Genomic DNA, 12080 nt, shown 5'->3' with positions numbered 1-12080 from the left:
TTAATTCATTTCTGTTTACCCTGCCGCACCCGTAAAGATGCATTCATCTGCTGCATTCGCGGATGGATTTCCTTGAATAAGGAAGCATACCTGTCGCAGTGATAGTTAAAAGCATTGATTTGACGCTAAAGAAAAGAGATGACTGTGACGATAGTCTGGTAAAGAAGCACAACCACCGGAAAACCTGATAACCAAAAGAAAGTCCGGATAAAGTGTTGATAAGGGAAGTGCTCGCTTATTTTATACACACAATTGATTGTTACGTTGAATTTCACGTTCCGATAACTGCACTAACTGTCTAAAGCGACAGGAAAACAGTGAACAGTATACAGGTATTTAGCGGGTTATATTTCACAGGAATAAACAGCTGAGTTATTCAGGAGTGAAGAAATCTTCTGAGACAGGACAGTCAGTTATGCCAGTGCCTAAATCACCTTACGGAGGGAGATATGTCACTTCGAGACGAAGAAAGAGGACTCATCATAATTGGCGAAGCCGCCCTGTATCTTGCGCTGACTGACAAGGAAATTGACATCAATTCCCTTATGGAACAGCTGAAAAGGATGGCGACAGGCAGCTGTAGCGACAACCGCCTGTGTAAAATTTTTGAGGCCATATCGTGGTTGAAAAAGCTTACCAGCCCAGAATTTGAGAGGCAGTCTGTGCCATATCTTCATATCATCAATAGCCTGAACGAGGGTAAAACTGACAGCAGCTTATAATATTCAAATCTGTCAAAACACACCGATGACTTTACCGAACTCATGCGAGTTTATTACCTCACGTGATGGCCTGTATCCTGTCTGCCGCTAAGGTCATCCCGATTTTAGCCATGTCCGCTTCTGGCACAAAGCGGACAGATTTATTGAGCTTGAGGTCCGCTATGAGCGACCGTGAGCATTGCTAACAACATTCTGTGTGAATCAACAGGTAGCAGGCAGCGATCAAAGCGCCTGCCAGGTCAGATAATTTTGGCTTAGTAACCTTTGCTTCACCTTACCCCCCTTAGACAACGTCTTTCGGCGACATGCTAATAATACAGTGTGCGATTCGCATCTGGTTCAGCCGGCTCATTCAAATCTCAGTAAAAATACTCTGATGAAAATCCAGCAATGGCTAATGCTGCTGCGAAAAGAACTTAATCCCGAGAAAAAATGATTATTTAGCTTAAGTGCTTTGTTTAACGTTACTAAAAGTTTATTACGTAATGCAGTAAAACAACCGTGCGGTATAAAGTTAGTGAGTGAATAACCGATAAATGCATTAAGGTGCGTTACGAATGTATCTTTTGTAATTGTCACTATAACGAATTAATTCACCAGGAATTAAAAATGAATAAGATTCTTAACAATATAAGCCTTACCGCCAAATTTGCCATTCTGGGCCTGTTTTCCCTTGTTCTGTTCTCAGTTCCTACCATGCTTTTTGTGTCTGAAGGTAATAAATACATTCAGGATAAGCAAAGAGAGGTAACAGGTATCCCCGTAGAAAATAAGATTTTAGCCCTACTCAATTTGATACAGCGCCATCGTGCAGAAACCGCCCTTGCCATTGCAACCAAAAATCCAGCAACACCGTCCCGCGTTCAGGTCAGAGATGAAATTGAAAACATCACTGATGTTATTACCAAAGATATGGCCAAGACAGAAGGCAGCGCTGCCATGATCATAAAAAATCAATGACGTGCGCGCACAGTGGAGCCAGCTACAGCAAAGAATCGATTCTTCACAACTGACTCTGACAGCCAGTCTTGATGCACATGCCCTCCTCATCCGCAACCTTTTGAATGCGAACCGTGATGTGCTGGATTTTTACGGCCTTTCACTCGATTCAGATATCAACACGTACCGTTTAATTACGAGTAATTTTTCATCATTGCCTGAACTGACCGAAAGCCTTGGGAAAATACGTGCATTTGGTACTTCCCTTCTTGCCCGAAATGAAAGCATAAGTGAAGCAGACTCTGTCCGTATGGAGTCTTTAATCAGTAATGGTTCGTATAACCTGAATTTATTTGTTCAGGATTCTGAAAAACTGTTTTTATCTGATAACACACTTAAGCAAAAATTTAGCGCAAATGCAGATGCAGCCGTTGAGGAGGCAAACAGTGCTCTCAAAACCGCTGAGGCGATTTTCATTAACCGCAGCATGACGAATCAAAACCCGAAGGACTATGCAGCGCTCTTTACACACGCTATTAACAAATTCAGCGACTACGCCATTGCCGGGGGTAATGAACTGAATGAAATGCTGAATGGGCAGATTAAGGAACACCGGTATGCACAATATGCACTACTGACCGTTCTTGTTTTTATCGTCCTGCTGGCAGTAATTTTTGCTCTGGTTATTATTCGCTCCGTTACCAGACCTATCAGTGCCGCATCAAGACTGGCCCTTGAGGTGGCGGGCGGTGACCTTACGTCAACATTGACGGTGACAGGACGCAATGAAACTGCCGCACTGCTTAAGGCATTACTGCAAATGAGTCAGAGACTTACGCTTACGGTGGAAAACATTAAAAGTAACGCTGTCACTATTGCTACGTCATCTGAAGAAATAGCCCGTGGAAATGGTGATTTGTCGGCGCGAACGGAAGAGCAGGCAGCCTCTCTGGCTGAAACTGCGGCAAGTATGGAGCAGTTATCGTCAATCATCGGCAATAATGCGGATAACACGCGTCATGCTGCTGAAATGGCCAACTCCGCTACAACTGCGGCCTTGAGAGGCGGTGAGGCCATGGAGTCAGTCCTGGATTCAATGGAAAAAATAAGCAACAGTGCTGGACAGATTAAAGAAATCATTTCCGTTATTGACGGGATAGCGTTTCAGACGAATATTCTTGCTTTAAACGCAGCCGTCGAAGCTGCCCGGGCAGGTGAGCACGGTAAGGGCTTTGCTGTTGTTGCTTCTGAGGTCAGGGCACTGGCGCAGCGATCGGCTGGAGCGGCGAAGGAAATCAAAGGGCTTATTGAGCAGTCAGTTGAGCATGCCGGACAGGGAATTTTGATGGCCCGGGATGCCGGTGAAAAAGTTAAACAAAGCGTGGAAGCAATTGAGCAGACATCGCAATTGGTCAGAGAGATCTCATCTTCTTCTGAAGAACAGAGTGCGGGCGTATCACAAATAAATATTGCGGTGACACAGATGGATCAGGTTACGCAGCAGAATGCCGTGCTGGTTGAAGAATCTGCATCATCCGCTGATGAACTTGCAAACCGGGCCGCAAGCCTGAGAGATGCTGTCAGCGTGTTCCGCACAAACGCAGTTTAAGTGGTTCAAATGCTTTAGATGTGTGTAATTAAACGTGGACATACTTTTACAAAAACTACATCTCTGTCTGATAAGCCATCTCTGGGGATGGCTTAACTCATTCAAGGTCATGAAAAAGTTATAAAGTACACTATTGCAATTAAAGTCCCTGCGGACTGATCATACATCTAATGATATATTTGGTATTAACCACCCATTGTGTGTATGGGCTATGTTCATAACGTCCGTAGTGCTTCCATGTTGTTTCTGTAGCAGATGGCCTTCATACTTCTTCTTGTGCCGGACGGCGCGTTACACCTTCCCTCTGGGGCGCTGTTCTGCACCCGCGCCGTCCGGCCGTTCAGTCAAATCTCTTACTGCGCAGTTTCATCAATCAGACTTCAAAATTGAAAATGGAGATATGCAGCTAATCATTAGATGCAGCGTTAGCTGCATAGAGGCGCTGACCTGCTCCCGGAACGTCCGCTTTTGGCACAGAGCGGACAGGCTGACTGAGCTGGAGGTCCGCTGTGAGCGAAAAGCGGACATTGCCTTAAACAACGCTCGATGATGTCGAAGCGAAAGCAATTATTTATCATAATGGCTTTGTTATGAGTCGTTTTCCGAGTCTCGCCTCATAAGATATTCGTCATGAAAAAGACCGCTAGAGTAAAGCGCAGCAGTATCAGTGGCCCAGTTAGTGAAACCGTACGACTGATAAAGTGCATATGCGGCATGATTCGTTGTGACTACGGAAAGCTTTATAGTTCTTACTGAGCTTGCAGCTTCAAGCGCAGCCTCCATTAGCCCTGATGATAGTCCCGATCCCCTCATCCCGGCACGGACATACATCACCCAGATAGTAGCTACATGACTCAGCTTTGGTGAGGTAGTGAAGCTCAAACCAATCAGGCCCTGTAAGGTGTTGTGAAGGTCGAATCCGCCAAAAATATGATTGGTTCGCAATTTTTCAGCAAAGAATGTTGATGGCTTCTGCCTCCAGTCTTCGTAAGAGGCGCCAAAAGCGTCCGGATGAAGGAGCAACGCTTCCAGTCTTACTCTTCTGAAATCTTCCAGATCGCTCTCATTGATGCGACGCACCTTAAATGCTTTCACTTCAGGCTCTCTCCCGTCGTAAATTGTCAACTTCCACTAACACAACAAATTAACATGAGTTTTCACAATGTTTTATAAATTGCCTACAGGGTTAACATCCGCTTCTGGCACAGGGCTGCTGTTGCAGCCCTGACAAATTAGACTTCAATAGATTCTGATATCTCCAGGGCATCATCTACTTCGATGCCCAGGTAACGTACTGTGCTTTCGAGTTTTTTATGACCCAAAAGTAACTGGATAACACGAAGATTTTTCGTTTTTTTATAGATCAGATATGGCTTGGTTCTGCGCATGGAATGCGTACTGTAAAGCGTTTCATCGAGACCCAGCTTCTCAATCCATCCATGAAAAATACGGTTATATTGTCTGGTTGAAATGTGTCTTGAAGAACCAATGCGGGACTGAAAAGATAGTCGCTACTACGCAAATGAGCCATTTTGATCCATGCGGATACAGCCTCTCTGGTTCCCTTCGTCAGTTCAAACTGAACAGGGCTGCCCGTTTTTTGCTGCATCACAGTCGCTCTGCCCGAAACAGTGTGTCCATAGGCCACATCAGAAACTTTCAACTTAACCAGATCGCAGCCCCGAAGTTTACTGTCCAGAGCCATGTTAAACAGAGCCAAATCGCGGACTTTTCCTTCCAGTTCAAGACGGATACGAATCCCCCAGATATGAGAGATCTGAAGAGGTCGTTTCTGGCCAATAAGGCGGCTTTTGTTCCAGGGGGATACTGTCATGTTCAATCTCCATTGGGTTAGGAGATGTGATTATGGTTGTCTCATTTGAGCGAAAAGCGGACGTTAAAGATTCATATAGTAATGTCTTTATACGGAGAACATACTTTTATGAGAATTTCGCAAAGCAGGTTCAACGTTCTGAAGTGGCTACCGCATAACTTAAATAAGCAGCAATGCTTCAGAAATGCATAGTGTAGGGGGCTCTCGCGTATGCTGAGGGCCGTCAAAACAGCCATCAGCAGCCATAATTCTGCTAGTTGCCGCCAATGATAATTGTCAGCGACAACCAGCACATCTGAACGTTTTAATAATTGATAGAATGCATGATGCTAATCAGACTAATACCGTTTTGTAGCGTTCAGTCTGTGCTTCAATTTCTTCGTCGGTGATCGTCGCACTTCCGCCTGTAATGAAAGGCTTGATATAGTGCATCCCCAGATATCCGGAGATGGTTTCAAAGGACTGCAGGTATTCGCTTACCGTATGACCGGCTGCGCCATCAGGCTGATAGGCAGACTCAGCACCACCGAGCGAAACGGCCAGCATAAGTTGCTTGTCACGCAGTGCCTGTGTTTCGCCACCATGTGACCAGCCGTAGGTCAGTACGTCATCAAGCCACTGTTTGAGAAGCGGCGGCGTGCTGTACCACTGCATCGGGAACTGCAGCACAATACGGTCGGTATTTTCCAGAACAGCCTGTTCAGCAGCCACGTCAATTTTGCCATCCGGATACAGGTTATACAGATAACGCACTTCGACATCGGGCAGTGATGCTGCACTTTTTGCCAGCGCCGAGTTAACACGGGACAGATGAATGTTGGGATGGATAACAAATACAGTTGTTTTCATTTTTTTATCTCTTGTCTTTAAAAGAATGTGTCGTCAATTTCAAGCCGGGATAAAGCGTCATTGATGTCATGTAATTCAGCGTCACTGAGCTGAATATTTGCAGCATGAAAATTCTCTTCCAGCCGGTGTAATTTCGTTGTACCCGGAATCGGCACGATATAAGGCTTCTGAGCCAGTTCCCACGCGAGGACAACCTGTGCCGACGTTGCGTTGTTTCTTCCGGCAATGTCGGCGATGAGATTAAGAAGCGCCTGATTATTTTCCATTACCTCGGGTTTAAAGCGCCCCATCATGCCCCGGTAATCGCCTTCCCCGTAGGTTATATCAGCTTTCACCTGACCACTCAGGAAACCATTACCCAGCGGGCTGTAAGCCATAAAGCCGATATCGAGTTCGTCGCAGACTGTAAACAGATCCTGCTCAGGCTTACGCCACATCATCGAATACTGATCTTCAACGGCGGTGACCGGGCACACTGCATGGGCCCGCCGGATATAAGACGCGGGCGCATTGGATAATCCCCAGTACTTTATTTTCCCTTCGGCGATTAACTCTTTCATCAATCCTGCGACCACTTCCGGCTCAACCGCAGGATCAACGCGATGCTGGTAAAACAAGTCAATATAATCGGTTTTAAGACGGTCAAGAGAACCTTCCAGCTGCTTTCGGACAGACGCCGGGCTACTGTCCAGAACCGGTACCAGCTGACCATCGATATTTTCCATTCCGGTCACGCCAAACTTGGTCGCAATGATGACACTCTCCCTGTGTTTACTAAGAGCAGTACCCAGCAGTTCTTCGTTTTCAAATCCGTAAATAGGGGCCGTGTCGAAAAGGTTGCATCCCAGCTCAACAGCCTTGTCTATCAGCTTTATCCTTTCCTTGATTTCAACTGAATGACCATAGCCATGATCCATGCCCATGCACCCCAGCCCCATCTCTGAGACATGAAGCCCCTGGCTACCTAACCTTCTCAATTTCATGATTATTTCACCCTTATTTAAGACGCTGATGATTTTGAGTGGTTAAGTATACGGCTGGATTTATTGCCGAAAAATTGCTAATTTCGAAAGCCAGAATTGCTGAAAACACAATAATCATGAATAAACTTGATGCTCTGCGATTTTTTGTTGCCGCTGCGGAAACGATGAATTTTCGCGAAGCTGCGGTCAGGCTGGCCATTTCTCCCTCCGTGGTAACGCGAACCATTGCTGAGCTGGAAAATCAGCTCGGCGAACCACTGTTCAAGCGGAATACCCGATCGATTGTGCTGACCAGCTTTGGCGAACTTTTCCTGCCAAAGGCTGTGCGCCTTCTTGAAGACTCACAAGCGCTGTTTCAGACGGCCAGAGATGACAATGAGATGAAGGGGATTGTGAGGATCACACTGTTCCGTTTTCCCGGACACGAACAGGTGCTGTTTGAGCTTTTGACTGCGCTTCGACCCTATCCTGAGCTGTTTATAGACTGGCGGCTGGACATGATGAAGCTGAATTCGATACAGAACCGCATTGATATGGGGATCCGCATCGAACGCGAGCCAAATCCGAACTTTATTATCAGGCCCATCACGCTCGTTCATCACGCGCTGATGACATCGCCTGAACTCATTGAGAAGCTGGGGGCGCCGGAAAACTTCGAAGATCTGCGCCAGCGCTATCCTTTCAGTGGGTTGCTGAATCCTGAAACCGGCAAAGTATTCGAATATATGCTCGATGGCGTCGATACGTTTGTACCGCGCCATCTTGAGTTTTTTACCACCGACTCCCAGTCTGAGATTCAGGCTGCTTTAGCCGGGAAAGCCGTGATCCAGTCAAGTAATCTGGCCTGCAGGGAATACCTCGAAGACGGCAGGCTGGTGAATGTCCTGCCGGAACTGAAACTGGAAACCTGGCAGCTTTATCTTTACCGGCCCTATCAGACCCTTGTACCGCAGCGCATCAGGACCGTTTTTCGCATTCTGGAAGATATTTTACTCCGGCACTTCAGCTGAGTGCGTGCCCGGATGCGGCTGGCACCTTCAGACGGCGGCACCACTTACCCGGAGAGTTGAATGTCCGGGTACAACCCTTTCCCCGATAAGTCGCTGCTCCGGGATGCGCGCATCCGCCAGACACAGACTTTCGTCTACACCGGCCTAGAGGTATCAGTTAACGATTTCATCTATCCAGTCTGCAAATGCGCGAACGGCGGGTGACAGAAAACGCTGATGGGGGTAAAGCAATGTGACAGGAACAGACGACGGCTGCCATTCGGCCGGGACTTCAACCAGCGTTCCTTTCTGCAGGTGTTCTGCGACCACGTTCTCAGCAAGCTGCGCCAGTCCGAACCCTTCAAGGCACATTTTTATATAGAGTCCCGTCTCGTTGACGGCGGCCTGCCCGCTAACGGAGACAGACAGCGTTTCCGTTCCCTGCACAAAACATAGTTCGTCCGTGCGCCGGCTTTGGCCGGAAAAATAGTGAATGGCCCGGTGATGAGATAACTCTTCAGGTGACTGCGGAATACCATACGCCCTGAGATAGCCGGGAGAGGCACAGGTGATCCAGCGAAACTGCCCGAGCGGGCGGGCAACCAGCGTTGAGCTAAGCAACTCTCCGGTTCTGATTACACAATCCACCCCCTCCTGAACCAGATCGACCTGACGATCGCTGACACCAATCATCAGGTAAATATCAGGATACCGGCTGTAGAACGTTTTCAGATTGGGCATAACGATGAAATGAGCTATACCGCCAGGCATATCAACGCGTAAACGGCCCCGGGGGCGCCTGTTCGAATCAGCCAGACTGGCTTCAGTATGTTCAATTAAGGCCAGAATTTCCCGGCACTGCGCCAGATACTGCAGACCTTCGGGAGTCAGACTGACCCGTCTCGTGGTCCGGTTTAGCAGACGCACCTGCAGATATTTCTCCAGATTTTTGATGGTGCTGGTAACCGTCGAGGCAGGCAGGGAGAGTGTTTCCGCTGCCCGCACAAAGCTTCCGGCCTCAGCCACCCTTAAAAAAATCTGCATAGCCTGAATGCGATCCATCTGGCTGCTCTCCTGGATATCATATGAGGGTGATAAGTATCATTATTCGTTAATTATGAATTATGAAAACGCGTTAGTCATCTTTTTCACCTTAATCGGAGGGCGTATCGTTTTCCTGTTCACACATAAAGAGACGATGACAATGACAGATTACAACAGAGATATTGTTAATAATCAGCACGAAAACCCGCCGGTAACGCTGATTCGCGGGGCCACCATACTGAGTATGGACGACAATGTAGGAAACCTTGAGCGTGGCGATATTCTTGTCACTGGATCAACGATTACCGCCGTGGGACAGAACCTTGATGCGCCGGGTACTCACGTCATTGATGCCACAAATATGATCGCCATGCCGGGGATGGTCGACTCTCACCGTCACGCCTGGGAAGGTCAGCTGCGACGTATCAACCCCAACGCCACCTGTCTGGACGACTACAGCAACGCCACGCACTTTTCGTTCGCTAAATATTACCGTCCGGAAGATATCTATGTGGGTAACCTGCTGACGGCGCTGGGCGCGATTGACGCGGGCATCACCACAATGATTGATAACTCGCACAACAGCCGGACCGCAGCACATTCCGATGCCGCCGTTGAGGCCCTGCTTGATGCCGGTATTCGCGCGATCCATGCTTCCGGCGCACCGGTGGCCGGTGATGGGATAAGGCGCACTGGCCTGGCAACTGGCAGCGCCTGCAGGAAAAATATTTCACGGACAATCCTGAGAGTCTTGTGACGCTGGGCGTCATGGCTCAGCTGGAGCCAGAATTATGGGCCGAAGCGCGCAGGCTGGGGTTGCCGATCGTGACCGAATTCTTTGGTGCTGAGATGGCCTCCGAGCTTGAATCGCTGCATCGGCAGGGTCTGCTTGGCCCGGATAATATATTCAACCACTGCACGGCACTGCCTGATGAAGGCTGGGAAATCCTGCGAGAAGCCGGTGTCCGGGTGAACGTATGCCCGCGCTCAGATTCGCATTACGGCATCGAAAGCGGGATGTTCGCTATTGAAGCCGCGCAACGTCATGGTATCCATCCTGGCCTGAGTGTTGACAATGAAACGTCTTACAGCACCGACATGTTTATGGAAATGCGCGTGGCGTTCTATCTGCAGCGTGTGATGGGTATGCACAAGCAGCACTGTTGTGATTCAGCGCATTCGCTGACGACGCTTCCGGCTGCGCAGCTGCTTAAATCGGCCACCGTCGATGGTGCTTACTGTGCAGGAATGCAGGACAAAGTGGGCAGCCTGACGCCAGGCAAGCAGGCTGATCTGGTGCTGATTAACGCGGCTGATATCAACCTCTATCCCAACGGAAATGCGTTTGGTACCGTGGTACATGCAACCGAGCGCAGTAACATCGACACCGTGATGATCGGCGGGCGCATCGTCAAGCAGAACGGCAAAGTGCTGGGTGTGGACAGTGAGCGCCTCCGCGCAGCCATTGATGAATCACGCGAGCACCTTTTTGCGGCGGCAGGGTATGAGCCAGACATCTTTGCGGAAAAATTCCTGCCGCTGGTTCAGGCTAACTGACAGAGACGAACAGCATGAGCGCGATTTATTACGTGGTAGCTTTTGCAGCAGGTCTGGGGATTACCCTGCAGACGACCCTGAACAGTCAGCTTGCAAAAGGACTCGGAGGCGACTCTGTCACCGCCGCGTTGTTTTCCTTTACGGCCGGGGCGTTCAGCCTCGGGATTTACTCGCTGCTGCGTGGAGGGTTATTCACCTCCCTTTCAGCCATTCCTTCTCAGCCTGTCTGGAGTCTGGCGGGCGGACTGATCGGTGCCTGCGCGCTGTTCAGCTACGTGGTACTTGCACCGAAAATCGGTTTTTCAGCTCTGCTCGGACTGGCAATTGTCGGGCAGTTGCTCTCATCTCAGATGATCGACCATTTTGGTCTGCTGGGCGCGATCAAGCGCCCGGTTTCTTTAATTAAGTTGGCTGGAATGCTTGTCATGCTGGCCGGTCTCGCCGTCATGCTTTTCGGCGATCGACTTTCCGCACGTTTTCTGCAGTAACGGCTTTCCCCCGTTTGCTACCACGCAGGCGGGGATAAGTCTGGTCTGGCGCAAAGTACGACCTTTATTTATCGAGAGGATTCACATGTTTTCAATCGCAGGTGATATAAGGAATACGCTGGGGGAGTGTCCCCTGTGGTGTGAAAGGACCCGCAGGATTTACTGGACTGACATTGAAGCCTGTGAACTGCTCGCATTAGAAGAAGGTAACGACGCTGTCATGCGCTGGTCGCTGCCTGAACGCCTTGGTTCCTTTGCTCTGACTGACCGAAGTCATATTCTGCTGATGGGGCTTGCATCCAGGCTGGCTTTGTATGATCTCAACACCGGTTTTCTTACCACGCTGGCCGCCTCACCGGGAGGCACGGGTACCCGCATTGGGGATGGCAGATGTGACCGTAGCGGTAATTTTGTCTTTGGAACAATGGATGACGGTTTTCCCGTGAACGTTATCGGTAAGTTTCACCGGCTTAATGCGGCAACGCTGACAGTTGAGACGCTTGCACTGCCCGATGTCGCCATTCCAAACAGCATCTGTTTCAGCCCCGATGGCGGCACTCTCTATTACTGTGACTCGATGCAGGGTCGGATAATGTGCTGCGATTACCCCTCGCTGCAAAACCAGCGCGTATTCACCAAAGTCGAAGGCGCGCCTGATGGTTCCTGCGTGGATGCCAGGGGCTATTTGTGGAATGCTGAATGGGGAGGGAGTCGTGTGGTCCGCTACCGGCCGGATGGAACCAGAGACGCAGTTCTGTTGTCGCCGGGAATGCAGAGCACCTGCCCGGTACTGGCAGGTGAGAACTTCAGCCGCCTCTGTTGCACTACAGCGTCTGTAGGGCTCACTACGCTGTCTGAATATGACGGTAAATTACTGAAAGCTGAATCTGATGTCAGTCCCGGATTATCTGAAAGCCGCTTTGCGACACATAGAATTTAACGGATTAAATTTGGACAGCATCATATCTGCTTCAGGTCGTAAGGTGACGCTTGCTTTTGGCACAACGCGACTATACGCAAGTAGACGTCTGCCATGAGCGCGATGTAAACAACAGATTATGAAATT

General features: G+C 49.1%; 8 protein-coding genes and 3 pseudogenes. 6 read left to right on the top strand and 5 right to left on the bottom strand.

Features of this window, described 5'->3' with window-relative positions:
- Positions 1-449 precede the first annotated feature (449 nt).
- Positions 450-722 (top strand): hypothetical protein, encoded by a 273-nt coding sequence (locus A6A26_RS24050; protein WP_063881295.1) that lies wholly within the window; start codon positions 450-452, stop codon positions 720-722.
- 609 nt (positions 723-1331) lie between these two features.
- Positions 1332-3270, top strand: a pseudogene (locus A6A26_RS24045) (methyl-accepting chemotaxis protein).
- Between the two features lie 588 nt (positions 3271-3858).
- Here the strand turns inward: A6A26_RS24045 and A6A26_RS24040 are convergent.
- The 4 genes and pseudogenes from A6A26_RS24040 to A6A26_RS24025 all read right to left on the bottom strand — a co-directional run bounded on the left by A6A26_RS24040 (position 3859) and on the right by A6A26_RS24025 (position 6936).
- Complete coding sequence (locus A6A26_RS24040) at positions 3859-4365, bottom strand: GNAT family N-acetyltransferase (RefSeq protein WP_063881294.1); 507 nt, start codon at positions 4363-4365, stop codon at positions 3859-3861.
- A gap of 137 nt (positions 4366-4502) precedes the next feature.
- Positions 4503-5104 (bottom strand): annotated as a pseudogene (locus tag A6A26_RS24035) (site-specific integrase).
- Between the two features lie 333 nt (positions 5105-5437).
- On the bottom strand, positions 5438-5953 hold the full coding sequence (locus A6A26_RS24030) for an NAD(P)H-dependent oxidoreductase (protein ID WP_063881293.1): 516 nt from the start codon (positions 5951-5953) through the stop codon (positions 5438-5440).
- Positions 5954-5970: 17 nt separating this feature from the next.
- Positions 5971-6936 carry an aldo/keto reductase gene (locus A6A26_RS24025; RefSeq protein WP_063881292.1) on the bottom strand — a complete coding sequence of 322 codons (966 nt, stop codon included), beginning with the start codon at positions 6934-6936 and terminating at the stop codon, positions 5971-5973.
- Positions 6937-7052: 116 nt separating this feature from the next.
- Here A6A26_RS24025 and A6A26_RS24020 point away from each other — a divergent pair, with 116 nt between their 5' ends.
- On the top strand, positions 7053-7946 hold the full coding sequence (locus A6A26_RS24020) for a LysR family transcriptional regulator (protein WP_028715698.1): 894 nt from the start codon (positions 7053-7055) through the stop codon (positions 7944-7946).
- A gap of 153 nt (positions 7947-8099) precedes the next feature.
- On the opposite strand, the gene A6A26_RS24015 is transcribed toward A6A26_RS24020, so the two are convergent.
- Positions 8100-8987, bottom strand: coding sequence for a LysR family transcriptional regulator (locus tag A6A26_RS24015; protein ID WP_063881291.1), 888 nt, complete (start codon positions 8985-8987; stop codon positions 8100-8102).
- A gap of 142 nt (positions 8988-9129) precedes the next feature.
- Here A6A26_RS24015 and A6A26_RS24010 point away from each other — a divergent pair.
- From A6A26_RS24010 to A6A26_RS24000, 3 genes and pseudogenes are all read left to right on the top strand, one after another.
- A pseudogene (locus tag A6A26_RS24010) lies at positions 9130-10526 on the top strand (amidohydrolase family protein).
- 14 nt (positions 10527-10540) lie between these two features.
- Positions 10541-11014, top strand: a complete 474-nt coding sequence (locus A6A26_RS24005; protein ID WP_063881290.1) for a DMT family transporter — start codon at positions 10541-10543, stop codon at positions 11012-11014.
- An 85-nt stretch (positions 11015-11099) separates the two neighbouring features.
- Complete coding sequence (locus A6A26_RS24000) at positions 11100-11954, top strand: SMP-30/gluconolactonase/LRE family protein (protein ID WP_063881289.1); 855 nt, start codon at positions 11100-11102, stop codon at positions 11952-11954.
- Positions 11955-12080: the final 126 nt, after the last annotated feature.

It is taken from the genome of Pantoea sp. OXWO6B1 (assembly GCF_001641135.1).
In the GTDB taxonomy this organism is placed as follows: domain Bacteria; phylum Pseudomonadota; class Gammaproteobacteria; order Enterobacterales; family Enterobacteriaceae; genus Pantoea; species Pantoea allii.
The sequence above is the reverse complement of the archived record's forward strand: the minus strand, read 5'-3'. Positions and strand labels throughout refer to the sequence as shown.